This window comes from Duganella sp. AC917 (assembly GCF_979258245.1).
In genome coordinates, this window is record NZ_OZ409848.1 from 6079322 (window position 1) to 6097833 (window position 18512).

Here is an 18512-nt window from a genome sequence, read left to right on the forward strand (position 1 = left end):
AACTCGCCATCAAGCGTTCACACTTATCGACTGTCAATATAAAGAACAGCATTTGGGGCTGTAGCTCAGCTGGTTAGAGCACCGTGTTGATAACGCGGGGGTCGTTGGTTCGAGTCCAACCAGCCCTACCAGTTTTACCCTAGTAGTAAATCTCAGGGGGATTAGCTCAGCTGGGAGAGCACCTGCTTTGCAAGCAGGGGGTCGTCGGTTCGATCCCGTCATCCTCCACCAAAAGTTCAAATGCAAGCAACGCGCACCGCGTATGTTTATGTTTGATCTTTTAGAGATCAAGTGCTGTACGTTCTTTAACAATCTGGAAGAAGTAAGTAAATTTTTATTGATCGCGACACCGACAGGTGGCGCGATGGGTAATGATTGTATGTATCAACAAACGCAACAACGTAGTACTTCTTATTTCTATAACCGCTCCTTTGTTTAGTCGCAAGGGGCTAACGTTATAGGGACAAGTGAATAAGTGCACATGGTGGATGCCTTGGCGATTACAGGCGATGAAGGACGTAGTAGCTTGCGATAAGCTGCGGGGAGCTAGCAAACAAGCTTTGATCCGCAGATTTCCGAATGGGGAAACCCGGCCTTTTAGGTCATTGCATACTGAATACATAGGTATGCAAAGCGAACGCGGCGAACTGAAACATCTAAGTAGCTGCAGGAAAATAAATCAACCGAGATTCCCAAAGTAGTGGCGAGCGAAATGGGAAGAGCCTGCACGTTTTAGCATGACGCATAACAGAATCCACTGGAAATTGGAGCCATAGCGGGTGATAGCCCCGTATGTGAAATGCGATGTGTGGAACTAAGCGTGCGACAAGTAGGGCGGGACACGAGAAATCCTGTCTGAATATGGGGGGACCATCCTCCAAGGCTAAATACTCGTAATCGACCGATAGTGAACCAGTACCGTGAGGGAAAGGCGAAAAGAACCCCGGGAGGGGAGTGAAATAGATCCTGAAACCGTGTGCATACAAACAGTAGGAGCGGACTTGTTCCGTGACTGCGTACCTTTTGTATAATGGGTCAGCGACTTACATTCAGTGGCAAGGTTAACCATATAGGGAAGCCGTAGAGAAATCGAGTCCGAACAGGGCGATAGTCGCTGGGTGTAGACCCGAAACCAAGTGATCTACTCATGGCCAGGATGAAGGTGCGGTAACACGCACTGGAGGTCCGAACCCACTAATGTTGAAAAATTAGGGGATGAGCTGTGGGTAGGGGTGAAAGGCTAAACAAACTTGGAAATAGCTGGTTCTCTCCGAAAACTATTTAGGTAGTGCCTCAAGTATCACCATCGGGGGTAGAGCACTGTTATGGCTAGGGGGTCATCGCGACTTACCAAACCATTGCAAACTCCGAATACCGATGAGTGCGAGCTTGGGAGACAGACGTCGGGTGCTAACGTCCGGCGTCAAGAGGGAAACAACCCAGACCGCCAGCTAAGGTCCCAAAGATTGGCTAAGTGGAAAACGAAGTGGGAAGGCTAAAACAGTCAGGATGTTGGCTTAGAAGCAGCCATCATTTAAAGAAAGCGTAATAGCTCACTGATCGAGTCGTCCTGCGCGGAAGATGTAACGGGGCTAAGCCAGTCACCGAAGCTGCGGATATGCGTAAGCATATGGTAGGAGAGCGTTCTGTAAGCCTGCGAAGGTGTCTTGTAAAGGATGCTGGAGGTATCAGAAGTGCGAATGCTGACATGAGTAGCGATAATGGGGGTGAAAAGCCCCCACGCCGTAAGCCCAAGGTTTCCTGTTCAACGTTCATCGGAGCAGGGTGAGTCGGCCCCTAAGGCGAGGCAGAGATGCGTAGCTGATGGGAAGCAGGTTAATATTCCTGCACCGTCGTATGATGCGATGGGGGGACGGATCGCGGAAGGTTGTCTGCCTGTTGGAATAGGCAGTTTCTGGTTCATAGAAGGCGCTTAGGCAAATCCGGGCGCGTAATTCAAGGGACTGGGACGAGGAACTTAGGTTCTGAAGCAATCGGAAGTGGTTCCAAGAAAAGCCTCTAAGCTTCAGTCATACGAGACCGTACCGCAAACCGACACAGGTGGGCGAGATGAGTATTCTAAGGCGCTTGAGAGAACTCGGGAGAAGGAACTCGGCAAATTGGTACCGTAACTTCGGGAAAAGGTACGCCCTTGTAGCTTGGCTGATTTACTTCAGTAGGGTGAACGGGTTGCAATAAACTGGTGGCTGCGACTGTTTAATAAAAACACAGCACTCTGCAAACACGAAAGTGGACGTATAGGGTGTGACGCCTGCCCGGTGCTGGAAGATTAAATGATGGGGTGCAAGCTCTTGATTGAAGTCCCAGTAAACGGCGGCCGTAACTATAACGGTCCTAAGGTAGCGAAATTCCTTGTCGGGTAAGTTCCGACCTGCACGAATGGCGTAACGATGGCCACACTGTCTCCTCCCGAGACTCAGCGAAGTTGAAGTGTTTGTGATGATGCAATCTACCCGCGGCTAGACGGAAAGACCCCATGAACCTTTACTGTAGCTTTGCATTGGACTTTGAATCAATCTGTGTAGGATAGGTGGGAGGCTTTGAAGCGGGGACGCCAGTTCTCGTGGAGCCAACCTTGAAATACCACCCTGGTTCATTTGAGGTTCTAACCTTGGTCCGTTATCCGGATCGGGGACAGTGCATGGTAGGCAGTTTGACTGGGGCGGTCTCCTCCTAAAGTGTAACGGAGGAGTTCGAAGGTACGCTAGGTACGGTCGGACATCGTGCTAATAGTGCAATGGCATAAGCGTGCTTAACTGCGAGACTGACAAGTCGAGCAGGTACGAAAGTAGGACATAGTGATCCGGTGGTTCTGTATGGAAGGGCCATCGCTCAACGGATAAAAGGTACTCTGGGGATAACAGGCTGATTCCTCCCAAGAGTTCATATCGACGGGGGAGTTTGGCACCTCGATGTCGGCTCATCACATCCTGGGGCTGTAGCCGGTCCCAAGGGTATGGCTGTTCGCCATTTAAAGTGGTACGTGAGCTGGGTTTAAAACGTCGTGAGACAGTTTGGTCCCTATCTGCCGTGGGCGTTGGAAATTTGAAGGGGGCTGCTCCTAGTACGAGAGGACCGGAGTGGACAGACCTCTGGTGTACCGGTTGTCACGCCAGTGGCATTGCCGGGTAGCTAAGTCTGGAAGAGATAACCGCTGAAAGCATCTAAGCGGGAAACTTGCCTTGAGATGAGATTTCCCAGAGCCTTGAGCTCTTTGAAGGGTCGTTCGAGACCAGGACGTTGATAGGTCAGGTGTGGAAGTGCAGTAATGCATTAAGCTAACTGATACTAATTGCCCGTACGGCTTGTCCCTATAACCTTAGCAGGTTGTGGTGAATAAGAAGTGCGTTGAAACGTTCGTTGATACACAACTTCATTACCCCATTTACTTACTTCTCCAGATTCAGGGCGACGCGAATGCGCGCAGCCCAGTACAAGTCAATGCCTGATGACCATAGCAAGTTGGTACCACCCCTTCCCATCCCGAACAGGACCGTGAAACAACTCTGCGCCGATGATAGTGCTGCAACCAGTGTGAAAGTAGGTTATCGTCAGGCTAGTTATATTAAAAAGCCCCACCAGCCAGAACGCGCTCAAGATCGCGTTCAGTGCCGGTGGGGCTTTTTTCCGTCCCTATTCCCTGTCATACCTGCGTCACACGCGCTCGCTAGACTTGCCTCTTTTTCACTTTGAGGCGGTCCAGCATGAAAACTCTTCCTTTATTGTCGCTCGCTGTATTCTCCGTCCTGGCCGGCTGCGGTGGCAGCGACAACGAGGCGCCCGCGCGCCCGTCGATGACCGGCGTGTTCCTCGATGGCGCGGTGGAAAACCTGGACTATGTCGCCGGTACCGCCGCCAAAGCCAGCACGACTTCCAAAGGCGAGTTCACGTGTTACGCTGGCGACACCGTCAGCTTCAGTATCGGCGGTATTGCCCTGGGCAGCGCACCGTGCGCGGCCACCATCACGCCGCTGCAACTGGCTGGCGTTACCGACATCAAGGACGTCAAAGTGATCAACCGCTTGCTGGCCCTGCAGCTGCTGGATGAAGATAGCGATCCGTCGAACGGCATCAAGCTCGCCGCCGACGTGAAGACCGCGCTGGCATCCAAAAGCGCGGACTTCGGCGCGTCCGCCACCACTTTCAATACCGCCATGACCGATAACCTGAAAGCCGCCGGCGCCAAGTACGCCGCCCGCACCGTCGACGACAACCGTCGGGCCCTTGTGCGTGAGCACTTCGAAGACACGCTGGCCTCGACGGTCGGCACGCCGGTCAACGAATCCTTCACGCAAAAGAATCAGCTGGGTGATGTCGCCGTCAGCGTGACCCGCTATCAAATCCAGGCGGCCAACAATTTCTACATCCCTTACGAGGGCAGCAACGCCAAGGTCAAGGAAGACTTTCCGCTGGGGTTCCTGCCATCGTACGGATCGTCGATCGCCTTCAAAGGTCTCAACGCCAATGGCGACCTGGAGTTCTACGGCCTGACCGACCGCGGCCCCAACGGCGACGGCCCGAATCTGCCGTCCTTGAGCGGCACCGGCGTTACCGGCGCCAAGATCTTCCCGTCGCCAAGCTTTACGCCCGCGTTTGGGCTGATCACCGTCGGAAAATCCGGCGCGGTGCTGACAGCGTCCACGCCGATCAAGGTGTCGGCCAACATCAACGCCTCCGGCCTTCCGGTAGCACCCGGCGCTGTCGGCAATTCGGCCGAGCTGCCGGTGATGGACGTGATGAAATACGACGCCAGCAGCAAAGCCACCTTCAACGCCGGCGGGCTCGATTCTGAAGCGATCGTGCTCGACAAGAAACGCAACGTGTTATGGGTGTCGGATGAGTATGGTCCGTTCATCGTCAAGATCGATCCGGCCACCGGCATCATCCTCAACAAGTACGCACCCGGCAGCGGTTTGCCGGAAATCTTCCTCAAGCGCCGTGCCAATCGCGGCATGGAAGGCATGGCACTGGACACGTCCACCGACAAGCTGCACGCCTTCCTGCAAAGTCCGCTTAGCGACGGCAACGCGCCATACGCGGTGACCGGCAAGAACGAGGCAGTGGAACGCTACGCGCGCTTCACCCGTTGGGTTGAGTTCGATCCGACCACCGGCACGTCGGGCAAGATGTACGCCTATCCGCTCGATCGCGCCGACTACCAGGATGGCCGCACCGGCAACGCCAAGCTGGGTGACGTGGTCGCGCTCGGTAACGGCAAGTTCATCGTGATCGAGCAGGGCGCCGCGCCCGGCGGCAAGGTATTCAACAAGCTGATGCTGGTGGAGATCGGCGCAGCCACCGATATCGCGGCGGCCGCCTACAACGCGACAACATCCGATCTGGAAAAGAGCAGCATGGGCGGCGCGGCCGTCAATGGCGCCGACTGGAAGTCGGTGGTGACACTGAAGAAAACGCAGTTGCTCGACCTGAACGCAATTGGCTGGCTGGCGGAAAAAGCCGAAGGTTTGACCATCGTCGATGGCAACACGCTCGCGCTGGTCAACGACAATGACTTCGGCCTCAAAACCAAAGTCTACGATGCGGCCGGCGTGGCGGTGGACGATGCCGATGTCACCAAGTGCAATGTCGACGCGAACGGCGTGATCATCACCAGCAGCGCATCCGGTTGCAACGCCGCCAACACGATCCGCGTCGCCCGTGGCGACGACCGCGAGCGTCCAAGCCGTCTGTGGCTGATTAAGTTCAGCAAGGCGCTGACAGCCTTCTAACGCGTCACGATCTTGTCATAATTTTATGGGATATTGAAAGTTTGCTTACTACAATATCCGGGACAAATTATGACGATCACGCTGCCGAAAGCTTCCTCCGCCATCCAGGCCTTGCTGGTCGCGGCGACCTTGCCGCTGACCATGCAGACGGCCTTCGCGGCCGACTTCACCATCGGCGGCGCCAGCAGCACCGTCCGCACGCTCGGTAAGGACGACACTGGCACAGTGACCGCCGCCGGCTCCCTGACCGTGGGCGGCGGTGCGGTGGCGGTGACCGTCACCGGCAACAACGCGACACTCAACAACCAGGGCGCCATCCGCCAGACAGGCAGCGGCCGCGCGATCCGCGACAACGCCGGGGCCACCGGCCTGGTCATCATCAACGGTAGCGCCACCAATGGCGCCGCCCTGATGCAGACCGCCGACGCCGACGTGATACAGATGAACAAGGCCAACGCCAGCGTTACCCTGAACAACTATGGCTCGATGATCTCGCTCAACGCCAGCGCCGGTGGCGCGCAGGCGGTCGACTTCAGCTCGATCACCGGCGGCGCCAACGTCGTCAACAACTTCAGCGGCGGCCTGCTGCAGGCGACCGAGGCCGACGCGGTGCGCGCCGGCGTGAATGGCGTCGTCAACAACAACGGTACGATCCGCTCGCTGACCACCAGCGGCGCCAGCAGCGATGGTGTCGACGCCCAGGGCAACACTGGCATCAAGATCGTCAACGGCGCGGCCGGCCTGATCGAAGGCGGGCGCCACGGCATCACCGGCGGCCAGGACAATGCCGGCGCCAGCTTCGTCATCGACCTGACCAACCTGGCCGGCGGCGTGGTTCGCGGCAACAACGGCTCCGGCGTCAATCTGGACGGCTTCAACAAGAACCAGACCGCCAATATCGTCAACCACGGCAGCATCATCGGTCGCGGCATCACCGGCGATGGCGACGGACTGGACGTGGACGGTCTTGCCACCATCACCAACACCGGCATCATCCGCTCGGTCAACGCCTTCAGCGCGCCGGCCGACGGCTTGGCTTACAGCGAAGGCATCAGCTTCGGCGGCGGCGTCGTCACCAACAGCGGCACGATCGAGGGATTGGTTTCGGCGGGCAATACCAACGCTGTCGGTCGCGGCATCACCCTGGCTGGCAACGATCTGAGCAACGGCACGCGCGAAGGGCTGTACGGCAACGCGACCATCACCAACCAAGCCGGCGGCCTGATACGCGGGCAGAGCGATTCGGCCATCGTCGCCATCGGCGCGGCCAGCGGCCATACCGTCACCATCCTGAACCAGGCGGGCGCCATCATCCAGGGCGGTGGCGCGGTCAACGCCGCCATCAAGACCGGCGCCGACAAGACCGTCATCGTCACGGGCGGCAACATCAGCGGTGCCAGCAGCGGCAAGGCCATCGAAATGGGCAGCGGCAACAACAGCCTGACCATCACCGGCGGCAGCATCAGCGGCAGCATCAATGGCGGCGTCGGTGGCGCCAACACGATGGTGGTCCAGGCCGGCGGTAGCTTCGCCTACGCCGGATCGATTTCCAATTTCAACAGCGTCGAATTTAAAAGCGGCGACGTGGTGCTGTCCGGTGTAAGCACCTACTCCGGCACCACCGTGCTGAGCGGCGGTACCCTGACCCTGGACGGCGCCAACCGCATCGCCGCCGGCAGCCAACTGATCCTGAACGGCGGCGCGCTACGCCTGACCAACGCGGGCGCGGACGGCCAAACGTTTGCCAGCTTGTCGTTGCTCGACAACGCCTCGGTGCAACTCGGTGCTTCGTCGCTGACCTTCAACGGCCTGGGCGCCGTGGTCAGCGGCAAGACGCTGTCCTTTACCGAAGCCGCGACGGGCGGCTACGCTTTCCGCCTGCTGGGCGACTACTCGAGCGACACCAGCTTCCTGGCGTTGATCGGCATGACCAGTATCAACGGCCAACGGGCGATATTCCGCTTCGACGGCGCCTATACCGATGTGACCGCCGCAGCCGTGCCGGAACCGGCCACCTACGCTATGTTGTTGGGTGGGCTGGGCCTGATCGGGACCATGGTACGCCGTCGCAAGCAAGGGGTTTAGCCGATATCAAAGCGCACGGGGCGGCGGGTTGTTACCTTCTGAGGGGTGAACCTCGAAGGAATTTCCCATGGAATATGCGCAGCTGACCCCCGGCCGCCGTTTCGCCCCGTTGCACAGCCTGTTGTATTACAGCCAACGCATCGTCACGCGGCCCGCACTGCGCCGCATGGTGGTACGCGCGCTGAGCGGCGCATTGCGCGCGCGACAGGGATCGGGAAAAGAGTTGTACGCGAATACGGCGCAGGAGCAGACGGCGCTGGCCGACCTGTGCGGCAGCGGCTACGCGCCGCTGGGAAACTTGTTGGACAGCGCGCAATGCGACGACATCAAGGATTATCTCAAAAACAAGGTCTTGTTTGACCGCGACCGTGACCGCGCCTCGTTCACGCTGATGCAGGCGCCCGCCGGTGTGCGCGTGGCCGACTACCACCTGCGCGACGTCATTGCTTGTCCGCATATCCTCACGCTGGCCAACAGCCCTGCGCTGCTGGGACTGGCTGCCCGCTATATGGACTGCAAGCCGACGATTTCCGCGCTCGGGCTGCGCTGGTCGTTTCCGGTGCAAGGGGATTGCAGCGCGTTGCAGGCGTTTCACCGCGATTCCGAAGACTGGCGTTATCTGAAGGTGCTGGTCTACCTGACCGATGTCGATCTCGACGCCGGGCCGCACGTTTATCTGCACGGCAGCCATCTGACCCAGGCGCCGATGCGCCTGCGCTTCTACAGCGACACCGAAATCGCCAGCACCTACGGCGCCGAGAAGCTGTTGACGGCGATCGGTTCGCGCGGTTTCTGTTTTGCCGTCGATACCGCCGGCATCCACAAGGGTACGGCGCCGGCGCGGCAACCGCGCCTGATGCTGCAGATACAGTACTCGCTGCTGCCCAGCTACGCCTACCAGTATGCGCCCGAAATTTACCAGGGGCCGCTGATCTTCGATCCGTATGTGAACCGCTTGATCGTCAAGCCGCGCGGCTAGCCGTGCCTCTGCTGATACTTTCGCCATCCTCCTTGCGCAGCGACCAGAAGGTCAACGACGACAGTATTGTCACCACTGCCAGCGTGAGGAAGGCGTAGTGCAGCGCGGAGGTCAGCGCCAGGCGGTTCGACTGCGGCAGGTCGCCGAGGAACCAGCCGGTGATCAGCGAACCTGCGGCCAGGCCGAAACTCACCGACAACTGCTGCATCGAACTGGCGATGGTGCTGGCCATGCTCGAATCGGCGTTCTCCACATCGGCGTAGGCGATGCTGTTCATGCTGGAGAACTGCAGCGAATTGAAAAAGCCCAGGCAAAGGCTGATCATCACGATCACATACAGCGGCGTACCCTGATGGACCAGCGAGAACATGCCGATGGTCAGACCGATCAACAGCGTGTTCACGGTGAGCACCTGGCGGTAGCCGAATCGGGCCAGCACGCGCACCGAGATGAACTTCATGCCCATCGCGGCGGCGGCCGACGGCATCATCAGCAGGCCCGATTGCCATGCCGGCAGGCCGAGGCCCAGCTGGTACAACAGCGGCAGCAGGAAAGGCAGGCCGCCAACACCAATGCGCGTGATGAAGCCTCCCATCACCGACACCCGGAAGGTGCGTATCTTGAACAGCGTTAGCCGCAGCAGCGGGAATTTGGCATCCTTCGCATGCCACACGTAGGCGGCCAGCAGGCTGCCGGCGATCAGCAGCAGCACCGTCGCCGACGTCGCATCGAGTTTATGTTCGCCGAAGACCTCCAGCAGCCATGACAGCAGCGCCACGCCGGTGCCGAAGAGGACCATGCCGATCAGGTCCAGCGGCCGCACGCCGTCGCCACGATAGTCGGGCATGTAGCGGTAAGCCAGGAAAATCGCCGCCAGGCCCACCGGTACGTTGACGAAGAAGATATCGCGCCACGTGAGCCAGTGGACGATCAAGCCGCCGACGGTAGGGCCGAGCAAGGGGCCGATCAGCGCCGGGATGATCACGAAGTTCATCGCTGCCAGCAGCTCTGCCTTGGGGAAGGTGCGGATGATGGCCAGCCGTCCGACCGGCATCATCATCGCCGCGCCCAGTCCTTGCAACAGCCGCGCGGCCACCAGCATCGGTGAATTGAGGGACAGCCCGCACAGCACCGACGCCACCGTGAAAATGGCCACCGCCGACATGAATACGCGCCGGGTGCCGAAGCGGTCGGCCATCCAGCCGCTGATCGGAATCGCCACCGCGAGGCTGAGGATATAGCTGGTGACGACCGCTTTTAAGCTCAGCGGTGTGACCTGCAGGCTGACCGCCATGCTGGGAATCGCCGTGTTGACGATGGTCGAGTCCAACTGCTCCATGAACAGGGCAGTGGCGACGACCCAGGGCAGATAGCGCTTGGCGGCGGAAGTATTCATGCCTTCAATTGTCACATAAAAGGCAAGGTTGGGTCATTAGGCCGGAATGTATGGGGCGCGAGGTATTTCCTCGAAACCGGCTCCCCAGCGGTCCTCGAACATGATCTCGCTCAGCGGGCGGCGCTGGTCCCAGCGCTCCAGCTCCAGCATCGGCGCGGTGTAAAATTCCTCCACCTGCCCCACGCACAGCACCGCGATCGGCTGGCTGCCTTCCGGCATGCCGCAAATCTCGCGCAGCCTTTGCGGATCGAACATGGACACCCAACCCGCGCCGATACCTTCGGCGCGCGCCGCCAGCCAGAAATTCTGCAGCGCGCACGCGGCCGACGCCAGATCCATCTCCGGCATGGTCCGGCGGCCGAATACATAATGCTCACGCTTGTCGACCAGGCCGACCACCAGCACCTCGGCGCAGGCAAGTATGCCTTCCACTTTCAGCTGCATGAACTCCTCCGCGCGCTGGCCCAGCGCTTCGGCCGTTTTGATGCGTTCTTCGTTCACGTGTTGATGGATGGTGGCGCGCAGCTGCGGATTGGCGATGCGGATGAAACGCCAAGGCTGCATCAGGCCGACGCTGGGTCCATTGTGCGCGGCGGCGATAAAGCGCAGCAGTTGGCCTTCCTCCAGTGGTCCCGGCTTGAAGTGGCGCACGTCGCGCCGCTCGCGTATGGCGCGGTAGACGCCCCCGATCTCGGCGTCCGAATAAGCATGCCGGTTCATGGCGTTTTCTTCAGCGCGATCAGCGCGTCCAGCAGCGGCTGCGTGGCGTCGGCGATGCGATCCAGACTGGCCTCGCGCAGCGCCGAGGTATCGACGGTATGGTCCGAATGCAGACCGGCCCAGCGCAGCAGCGCGCCGCTGGCTTCGGGCGTATCGAACAGGCCATGCAGGTAGGTGCCCAGTATCTGGTCATCGGCCGACCGCGCGCCCTCCGGCCGGCCGTCGATCAGGAAGGCCGGCGATGCCAGCGCGGCGCCGGTCGAGGTGCCCATGTGGATTTCATAGCCTGCCACGGTGGCGCCATCGGCATCGAAGGCGCAGGTGCCACGGACTTGCTCCAGGCGTTTGTCGGCAGTCATTTCGGTGACCATGTCGAGCAGGCCGAGGGCGGGCGAATCGCCCGCCTTGCCCTCGATGCCAAGGGGGTCGGTGACGCTGCCCCCCAGCATCTGGAAGCCGCCGCATACGCCGATGACCTTACCGCCGTAGCGCAGGTGGCGGTCGATCTCCTTGGGCCAACCCTGCGCGCGCAACCATTCCAGATCGCCGCGCGTGTTCTTGCTGCCGGGGAGGATGATCAGGTCGGCCTTCGGGATCGGCTCGCCCTGGCGCACGAAATGCAGATCGACGTCGGGATGGGCGCGCAGCGCGTCGAAGTCGGTGTGGTTGCTCATGCGGGGAAGGCTGGGCACCACCACGCGGAAGGCGCCCTTCGACGCCTGCACCGGCTGCACCGCATCCTCGGCGTCGAGGAACAGGCCGTGAAGATACGGCAGCACGGCGAGCACCGGCTTGCCGGTCTGCCGCTCCAGCCATTCCAGGCCTGGCTCCAGCAGTTTGATATCGCCCCGGAAGCGGTTGATGACGAAACCGATGGTGCGGGCACGCTCGCTCTCCGACAGGCACGAAAGCGTACCGACGATATGCGCGAACACGCCGCCGCGATCGATGTCCGCCACCAGTACGACCGGACAATCGACCTTTTCGGCAAAGCCCATGTTGGCGATGTCGCGCTCGCGCAGATTGATTTCCGCAGGGCTGCCGGCGCCCTCGACGATCACGCTGTCGTACTGCGTCAGCAGGCGGTCGTGCGATTCCAGCACCGCCTGCATGGCCACGGTTTTGTACTGGTGGTAGTCGCGCGCATTCATCTCGGCGCGTACCTTGCCATGGATGACGACCTGCGCGCCGATGTCGCTCGATGGCTTGAGTAGCACCGGATTCATGTCCGTGTGCGGCGCCAGTCCGGCGGCGATGGCCTGCAGCGCCTGCGCGCGGCCGATCTCGCCGCCGTCGGCGGTGACCGCGCTGTTGAGGGCCATGTTCTGCGGCTTGAATGGCACCACGCGCACGCCCTGGCGCTTGAGCAGCCGGCATAGGGCGGCGACCACGGTGCTCTTGCCGGCGTCGGATGTGGTGCCCTGTACCATCAGGGTCGAATAGGGAAAACTCACGTTAATTCTTCCTGTGCTGGCGCGCCAGTTCGAGTTTTTCGCACAGTGCGGTGGTGCCGGCGACCATGCGCGGACCGGCGCGGTTCAGCAGCTCGCCGTCGAGCGTAAAGAGGTTGTCGTTGCGGACCGCCTTCATGGTGGTATATGGCTTCCACAACGCGACGCCGCCGTAGTCCTTCTCTGCGGTGCCGAAGACCGCCTCCGGGTCGGCTTGCAGCACCGCCTCCACGCTGACCACCGGCGCGGTGGTTTTGAGGTCGGCAAAGATGTTGACGCCACCGCACAGCCGCATGGCGTCGCTGACGATGGACGCGCCATTGAGCGTATAGAGCGGCCTGTCCCACACCTGGTAGAACATCTTTACCGGCGACCGGTTGGAGTACTGCTTGGCCAGCGACGCGAACTGCTTGCGGATGTCGGCGGCGGCGGGTTGCGCGACGCTTTCGGTACCCATCAACTGGCCGAGGCGCAGCAGGCTATCGGAAATGCCATCCAGCTTCAGTGGCTCGCTGTGGAAAATCGGAATGCCCAATTGGCGCAGCGTCTCGATCTGGCGCTCGGAGCTGCCGTGCATCCAGGCGACGATCAGGTCGGGCTTCATGGCGATCACCCGCTCCATGTCGATCTGGCGGTTGGTGCCGATGCGCGGCAGCTTTTTTGCCGCCTCCGGGAAGTCGCTGTAGGTGACGGCGCCAACGATCCTGTCGCCACCGCCGGCCGCATACAGCAGTTCCGTCACATGCGGCGCCATTGCGATGATGCGCTGGGCCGGCTTTTGCAGCGTGATGACGTTGCCGTCGTCGTCGCGCACGCTGATGGGGGCGGCGCTGGCGTCAGTGGTGCAAACAGATGCGGCGATGGCGGCCGCGAACAGACAGCGTGTCAGCGCGAGGTGGTTGGTCTTCATTGACTTGTCTTCATTGGTTGGTCCATTCGGTTAATGCTGTTTGCAGGCGTCGCCATCCCGCTTCGTCGGGCGGCAGGCCAAGGCGAACGCCTCGCGCGGCGTGCTTGAACAGCCGCACCCAGATGCCACGTTCCGCCATGTGCTGCCAGAACGCCTCGGGGCGCTCCTCGCCCCACCACTGGAACAACGGCGTGCCGTTCGATGCGATGCCGTGTGCGGCCAATAGCTGACGCAGGCGTGCACCGCCGGCATTAAGTTGTTCGCGCGCGCCCGCTTGCCATTGGGTGTCGCGCAGCGCGGCAATGGCGATGTGCTGGGCCGGGCCGCTGATGGTCCAGGGGCCGAGCAGGTCGCCCAGGCCGCGCAGCAGGTCCGGGTGGGCGGCCACGAAGCCAAGGCGAATGCCGGCGAGGCCAAAGAATTTCCCCACCGAGCGCAGGACGATCAGACCCGGCATGCCGCTGCGGGCTGCGACGCTGTTGTACGGCGATGTGTCGCCGAAAGCCTCATCGACGACCAGCCAGCCGCCGCGTGCCGACAGTTGCCCGGCCCAGTCCAGCAGCCTCGCTGACGGCACCGTGGCGCCGGTGGGATTGTTGGGATTGACGATGACGACGACATCGCTGACCGCCACCGCCGCATCCAGTTCGTCGTAGGGCGTTTGGGTCAGCGTGTGACCGTGATCGTTCCAATGGTGCGCGTGCTCCGCGTACGAAGGCGCGGTGACGGCCACCCGCGACGGCTTGCGTAGCCGGGGCAGCGCTTGTATCGCCGCCTGCGTGCCGGCCACCGGCAGCATCAGCGGGGCGCCGTAATAGGCCTGCGCCGCGCGTGCCAGTTCGGGATCGGCTTCCGGCAGCCGGTGCCACGCGTTGTCCGGCAGCGGCGGCGCCGGATACCAGCGCGGGTTGATGCCGGTCGACAGATCGAGCCAGTCGTCACGGCCGAAACGCAGCGCGGCGTCGCGCAGGTTGCCGCCATGTTCAAGCATGTGCGTACTCTAAAATAAAAGCCGCGACCAGCGCGCAGGACAGCCACAGCGCCGTGGTGCGGACCACCAGATGCCATGCGCGGGCGATATCGGCGCCGGTGGCAGGTTCCCCTTGGCCCAGCGGGGGCCGTTCTTCAATCTCGCCGTCGTAGATGGCCGCGCCGCCCAGTTGCACGCCCAGCGCGCCGGCGCCGCTGGCCATGACCGGACCGGCGTTCGGGCTGCTCCACGCCGGTGCTTGCGCGCGCCAGCATGCCCAGGCGCGCCGTTTTCCTTGCAGTCCTGGCGCCAGCAGCACATAGGACAGCGCGGTCAGGCGCGCGGGCAGGTAATTGAGCGCGTCGTCGAGGCGCGCGGCGGCGCAGCCGAATTGCAGCAGACGGGGAGTGCGGTAGCCCCACATGGCGTCGAGCGTATTCGCCATGCGGAACATGACAGCGCCGGGACCTCCGGCGACGATAAACCAGAACAGCGTGCCGAAGACGGCGTCGTTGCCGTTTTCAAGCAGGGATTCGGCGCTGGCCTTGGTCAGTTCGATTTCGCTGGCGCTGGTGGTGTCGCGGCTGACGATGCGGGCCGTCAGCAAGCGGGCGTTGGGCAGATCTTCCCGCGCCAGCGCCTCGGCGATCGGCAGGTTGTGGTCGCGCAGGCTGCGCAGGCCCAGCGCGAAGTAGAGCATGACGGCGTGCAGCGCATACACCAACCAGGCGCTCAGCGGCGCTGCCAGCCAAACCAGCAAGGCGGCGATGGCGGTCAGCGGCAGCACCGCCAGCGCCCAAGCCAGCACGCCGCGCCAGAAGCGCAAGCCGCCGCGATTGAGGCGGCGTTCCAGCGCCATCGCCAGATTGCCGAAGCCGACCAGCGGATGCCAGCGGCGCGCCTCGCCCAGTAAAAAGTCCAGCAATACGCCGGCCACCATCAACACCGCAACGGCGTAAAAGCTCAACTCTGACAGCACGGCTATCCTTTTAATACCAGCGGCAGGCCGGCGGCGACGAACACCGCGCGGTCGCAGATCGCCGCCACCGATTGATTCAACCGTCCCTGCTCGTCGAGGAAGCAGCGCGAGATGGCGCCGGCCGGCATGATGCCCAGTCCAACCTCGTTCGATACCAGCACCACGTCGCTGGTACATTTGATCAACGCGCTGGCCAGCATGTCCTGCTGCTCGTGGAACAGCGCCGGCAGCGCGATCTCGCCGACCTCCGGATACTGCTCGCCGCTGCTGAATAGCAGGTTGCTGAGCCAAAGCGTCAGGCAGTCGACCATGATCAGGCGGTCGGGGGACGACCATCGCAGCAGCTGGTTGCCGAGGGCCAGCGGCTCCTCGACGGTGGTCCATTCGCCGGGCCGGCTGGCGCGGTGGTGGGCGATGCGGGCCGCCATTTCGGCGTCGCCGGCGGTGGCGGTGGCGATGTAGACGACTTCCTTGCCTGAATCTACGGCCAGGCGCTCGGCGTAAGCGCTTTTACCGGAGCGTGCGCCGCCCAGAACGAGTGTGCGTGTCATACCGGACTCCTTGAAAACAGGGCGGCGACGGCCGCCGGGTTGGATGGGAAGTAAGCGTGAAAATACGAAGCGGTGAGCGATCCTGCGCGATACCAGGCTTCACCTTGTATTGCGGAGGGATGTTTAATAGTATGCGCCGCCGGCTCCACTGTTGTCGCTAATTTGGAGTAATGGAACGTGTGGCCGCGCAGGATACCCTGTTCCGTGGGGAGAGCTTGCGGTCCGAGGCCGGCCAGGCGTGGCTGCATTGCCACAGTGCCGGTCAGTAGGCCGGCCATCGGCCAGATCGCTCCGGATTGGTCGGCCAGCGTATCGGCCAGCGCCATCATGCCGCCGCATTCGGCGACGATGGGGCTACCCGCCGCGTGGACGGCGCGGATGGACGATTTCCAGGTGGCCGCCAGCGACAATGTCTCGGCGTGCAGTTCCGGGTAGCCGCCAGGAAGATAGACCGCGTCGGCGCCTGCGGGCACCGGTTCGTCTGCCAGCGGTGAGAAGAATGTCAAGGTCGCGCCGAGGGCGCGCAGGGTGTCCAGATTGGCGGGGTAGAGAAACATGAATGCCGGATCGCGCGCGATGGCGATGGTTTTCCCGGCCAGTGTCGCAGGCGGTTGCGGCACCACGGGCGCCGGAAGCGCGATGTCGATGGCGCGCAGCCGGTCCCACGCTTCTTCGTCGAACACCAACTGGTCGGCCAACGTGTCGAGCAAGCCGTCGATGTCGCCCACTTCCCCCGGCAACACCAGGCCAAGGTGGCGTTCCGGCAGCGATCTTGTCTGGCGCGGCATGGTGCCGAACAACGGTATATCGCGCAGCGACGCAGCCACCATTTTGGCGTGGTTTTCGCTGGCGATGCGGTTGGCGATGACGCCCGCCATGTCGACCGGTCCATAGTCGCGCAGGCCGTGCACCAGCGCGCCGGCGGTTTGCGCCATCGACGAGGCGTCGATCACCGCCATCACCGGCACGCCGAACTCGCGCGCCAGGTCGGCGGACGACGGCGTGCCGTCATACAGTCCCATGACGCCTTCGATCAGGATCACATCCGCTTCGGCGGCCGCCTGCGCCAACTGCTCGCGGCACTGGTCCGGGCCGACCATCCACAGATCGAGTGTGCGCACCGGCGCGCCGCTGGCGCGTTCCAGCAGCATCGGGTCGATGAAATCCGGACCGCACTTGAACACGCGCACCCGCTTGCCCAGCCGAACCAGCTTGCGCGCCAGCGCCGCCGTCACCGTGGTTTTACCCTGGCCGGAAGCCACGGCGGCAATCAGAAGGGCCCTGGTCGTCATTACCATTCGGTCCCGAGTTGCGCGCCGATGCCGGCCTTGAACGCGTGTTTGACCACTTCCATTTCGGTCACGGTGTCGGCGATGGCGATCAGCTCCGGCGGCGCGCCCCGGCCGGTGATGACGACGTGCTGCATCGGCGGACGCGCCAGCAGATCGTTGATCACCATTTCCACGTCCAGGTAGCGGTACTTCAGCGCGATATTGAGTTCGTCGAACACCACTAGGCCGATATTCGGATCGGCCAGGAATTTCCTGGCCTGTTCCCACGCCAGCAGCGCTTTTTCGGTATCGCGCTCGCGGTTTTGCGTCTCCCAGGTATAGCCTTCGCCCATCGTGTGGAAGCTCACCTCGTCCGGGAAGCGGCGCAGGAAGGCTTCTTCGCCGGTCTGCATCGCGCCCTTGATGAACTGCACCACGCCGACCTTCATGCCGTGGCCCAGCGCGCGGATCACCATGCCGAAGCCGCTCGAGCTCTTGCCCTTGCCGTTGCCGGTATTGACGATGATGATGCCGATCTGTTTATCGGCGGCGGCGATCTGCGCGTCGATGATCGCCTTCTTGCGCTCCATGCGCACGCGATGGCGTTCGTTGAGCGCCGCTGTCTCGGCGCTGATGGTCGCAGTGCCGTCTGCGCTGCTGTCTTTATTCTGGTCGGTCATTGCTGGTCCTCGGTGGGGATGAAGATGCTGCGTTTTCCGTGCTGGATGATGTCAATCGGGTGGCCCAGGTATTCGCTCAGGAGATCGGCCCGCATCACGTCGGCGGTGGTGCCGGCCAGCCAGCGGCCGTCGCCCATCAGCAGCAGCGCGTGGGTCGAGACGCTGTGCGCCAGTGTCAGGTCGTGGCCGATCATGACGGCGGTTTTTCCTTGTTCGCGGCACAACTGCGACAACAGCTTCATGACGCCGACCTGGTGTCCCAGATCGAGCGCGTTGGCCGGTTCGTCGAGCAGCAGCAACGGCGTGTCCTGCGCCAGCATGGCGGCGATGGCTACGCGCTGGCGCTCGCCGCCCGATAGCGTGCGCACGTCGCGCGCGGCCAGTTCGGCCACCTCCATGGCCTCCAGCGACTTCATGGCGATGGCCTGGTCCTCGCCACCTTCCCAGTAGCGGTTGTCGTGGTAGGGATGGCGCGCCGATAGCACGGTTTCGATCACCGTGTAGGCAAAAGCGTCGCTGCGGCTCTGCGCCAGGAAGGCGCGCTGGCGCGCCAGTTCGGCCAGCGGCCAGTCGTTCAACGCCCGTCCGCCGATGGCGACATGGCCGCCATCGGTCGGGCGCAGCCCGGCGAGGGTGCGCAGCAGCGTGCTTTTACCGGCGCCGTTGCGGCCGATGACGCTCCAGCATTCGCCGTCGCGGACCATCCAGTTCAGGTCTGCAATCAGCTGGCGCTGGCCGATTTTCAGGGAGAGGTCGTGGGTGCTGATCAT

Annotated in this window: 13 protein-coding genes, 2 tRNA genes and 2 rRNA genes; 7 read left to right on the forward strand and 10 right to left on the reverse strand. The window is 62.0% G+C overall.

Features of this window, described 5'->3' with window-relative positions; translation table 11 throughout:
- The first annotated feature begins 54 nt into the window (after nucleotides 1–54).
- The 7 genes from ACZ0BA_RS26560 (at nucleotide 55) to ACZ0BA_RS26590 (ending at nucleotide 8814) form a co-directional block, all read left to right on the forward strand.
- Nucleotides 55–131, forward strand: a tRNA-Ile gene (locus ACZ0BA_RS26560).
- A gap of 24 nt (nucleotides 132–155) precedes the next feature.
- Nucleotides 156–231: transfer RNA gene (locus ACZ0BA_RS26565), tRNA-Ala, on the forward strand.
- 230 nt (nucleotides 232–461) lie between these two features.
- Nucleotides 462–3334: ribosomal RNA gene (locus ACZ0BA_RS26570) — 23S ribosomal RNA — on the forward strand.
- Nucleotides 3335–3465: 131 nt separating this feature from the next.
- Nucleotides 3466–3578, forward strand: a 5S ribosomal RNA gene (gene rrf, locus ACZ0BA_RS26575).
- Between the two features lie 147 nt (nucleotides 3579–3725).
- The gene (locus tag ACZ0BA_RS26580) at nucleotides 3726–5750 is read left to right on the forward strand and encodes an esterase-like activity of phytase family protein (protein ID WP_463454124.1); all 2025 of its coding nucleotides are present in this window, start codon (nucleotides 3726–3728) and stop codon (nucleotides 5748–5750) included.
- A 69-nt stretch (nucleotides 5751–5819) separates the two neighbouring features.
- A complete protein-coding gene (locus ACZ0BA_RS26585; protein ID WP_463454125.1) occupies nucleotides 5820–7835 on the forward strand; it encodes a beta strand repeat-containing protein in 2016 nt (671 codons plus the stop codon).
- 67 nt (nucleotides 7836–7902) lie between these two features.
- A complete protein-coding gene (locus ACZ0BA_RS26590; protein WP_463454126.1) occupies nucleotides 7903–8814 on the forward strand; it encodes a phytanoyl-CoA dioxygenase family protein in 912 nt (303 codons plus the stop codon).
- On the opposite strand, the gene ACZ0BA_RS26595 is transcribed toward ACZ0BA_RS26590, so the two are convergent.
- Genes ACZ0BA_RS26595 through ACZ0BA_RS26640 form a run of 10 tightly spaced genes read right to left on the reverse strand, consistent with a single transcriptional unit; the run spans nucleotide 8798 to nucleotide 18512 of the window.
- Nucleotides 8798–10210: a DHA2 family efflux MFS transporter permease subunit gene (locus tag ACZ0BA_RS26595; protein WP_463454127.1), complete on the reverse strand. Its 1413-nt coding sequence runs from the start codon at nucleotides 10208–10210 to the stop codon at nucleotides 8798–8800. The genes ACZ0BA_RS26590 and ACZ0BA_RS26595 overlap by 17 nt on opposite strands.
- 36 nt (nucleotides 10211–10246) lie before the next feature.
- Complete coding sequence (gene bluB / locus ACZ0BA_RS26600; RefSeq protein ID WP_463454128.1) at nucleotides 10247–10930, reverse strand: 5,6-dimethylbenzimidazole synthase; 684 nt, start codon at nucleotides 10928–10930, stop codon at nucleotides 10247–10249.
- On the reverse strand, nucleotides 10927–12360 hold the full coding sequence (locus ACZ0BA_RS26605) for a cobyric acid synthase (protein WP_463454835.1): 1434 nt from the start codon (nucleotides 12358–12360) through the stop codon (nucleotides 10927–10929). The genes bluB and ACZ0BA_RS26605 overlap by 4 nt, the downstream gene beginning before the upstream one ends.
- A 25-nt stretch (nucleotides 12361–12385) precedes the next feature.
- Nucleotides 12386–13291 (reverse strand): cobalamin-binding protein, encoded by a 906-nt coding sequence (locus tag ACZ0BA_RS26610; RefSeq protein ID WP_463454129.1) that lies wholly within the window; start codon nucleotides 13289–13291, stop codon nucleotides 12386–12388.
- A gap of 10 nt (nucleotides 13292–13301) precedes the next feature.
- On the reverse strand, nucleotides 13302–14282 hold the full coding sequence (gene cobD / locus ACZ0BA_RS26615; RefSeq protein ID WP_463454130.1) for a threonine-phosphate decarboxylase CobD: 981 nt from the start codon (nucleotides 14280–14282) through the stop codon (nucleotides 13302–13304).
- A complete protein-coding gene (gene cbiB, locus ACZ0BA_RS26620) occupies nucleotides 14275–15240 on the reverse strand; it encodes an adenosylcobinamide-phosphate synthase CbiB (protein ID WP_463454131.1) in 966 nt (321 codons plus the stop codon). The genes cobD and cbiB overlap by 8 nt, the downstream gene beginning before the upstream one ends.
- Nucleotides 15241–15242: 2 nt before the next feature.
- Nucleotides 15243–15791 (reverse strand): bifunctional adenosylcobinamide kinase/adenosylcobinamide-phosphate guanylyltransferase, encoded by a 549-nt coding sequence (gene cobU / locus ACZ0BA_RS26625; RefSeq protein ID WP_463454132.1) that lies wholly within the window; start codon nucleotides 15789–15791, stop codon nucleotides 15243–15245.
- A complete protein-coding gene (locus tag ACZ0BA_RS26630; protein ID WP_463454133.1) occupies nucleotides 15788–17089 on the reverse strand; it encodes a cobyrinate a,c-diamide synthase in 1302 nt (433 codons plus the stop codon). The genes cobU and ACZ0BA_RS26630 overlap by 4 nt, the downstream gene beginning before the upstream one ends.
- The gene (cobO, locus tag ACZ0BA_RS26635; RefSeq protein WP_463454134.1) at nucleotides 17083–17742 is read right to left on the reverse strand and encodes a cob(I)yrinic acid a,c-diamide adenosyltransferase; all 660 of its coding nucleotides are present in this window, start codon (nucleotides 17740–17742) and stop codon (nucleotides 17083–17085) included. The genes ACZ0BA_RS26630 and cobO overlap by 7 nt, the downstream gene beginning before the upstream one ends.
- A complete protein-coding gene (locus tag ACZ0BA_RS26640) occupies nucleotides 17739–18512 on the reverse strand; it encodes an ABC transporter ATP-binding protein (RefSeq protein ID WP_463454135.1) in 774 nt (257 codons plus the stop codon). The genes cobO and ACZ0BA_RS26640 overlap by 4 nt, the downstream gene beginning before the upstream one ends.

Bases quoted from the DNA above. Each gene is read 5' to 3' on its own strand.
- ACZ0BA_RS26580 (WP_463454124.1), top strand. From the start codon at position 3,726: ATGAAAACTCTTCCTTTATTGTCGCTCGCTGTATTCTCCGTCCTGGCC.
- ACZ0BA_RS26585 (WP_463454125.1), top strand. From the start codon at position 5,820: ATGACGATCACGCTGCCGAAAGCTTCCTCCGCCATCCAGGCCTTGCTG.
- ACZ0BA_RS26590 (WP_463454126.1), top strand. From the start codon at position 7,903: ATGGAATATGCGCAGCTGACCCCCGGCCGCCGTTTCGCCCCGTTGCAC.
- ACZ0BA_RS26595 (WP_463454127.1), bottom strand. From the start codon at position 10,210: ATGAATACTTCCGCCGCCAAGCGCTATCTGCCCTGGGTCGTCGCCACT.
- bluB (WP_463454128.1), bottom strand. From the start codon at position 10,930: ATGAACCGGCATGCTTATTCGGACGCCGAGATCGGGGGCGTCTACCGC.
- ACZ0BA_RS26605 (WP_463454835.1), bottom strand. From the start codon at position 12,360: ATGGTACAGGGCACCACATCCGACGCCGGCAAGAGCACCGTGGTCGCC.
- ACZ0BA_RS26610 (WP_463454129.1), bottom strand. From the start codon at position 13,291: ATGAAGACCAACCACCTCGCGCTGACACGCTGTCTGTTCGCGGCCGCC.
- cobD (WP_463454130.1), bottom strand. From the start codon at position 14,282: ATGCTTGAACATGGCGGCAACCTGCGCGACGCCGCGCTGCGTTTCGGC.
- cobU (WP_463454132.1), bottom strand. From the start codon at position 15,791: ATGACACGCACACTCGTTCTGGGCGGCGCACGCTCCGGTAAAAGCGCT.
- ACZ0BA_RS26630 (WP_463454133.1), bottom strand. From the start codon at position 17,089: ATGGTAATGACGACCAGGGCCCTTCTGATTGCCGCCGTGGCTTCCGGC.
- cobO (WP_463454134.1), bottom strand. From the start codon at position 17,742: ATGACCGACCAGAATAAAGACAGCAGCGCAGACGGCACTGCGACCATC.
- ACZ0BA_RS26640 (WP_463454135.1), bottom strand. From the start codon at position 18,512: ATGATCAGCACCCACGACCTCTCCCTGAAAATCGGCCAGCGCCAGCTG.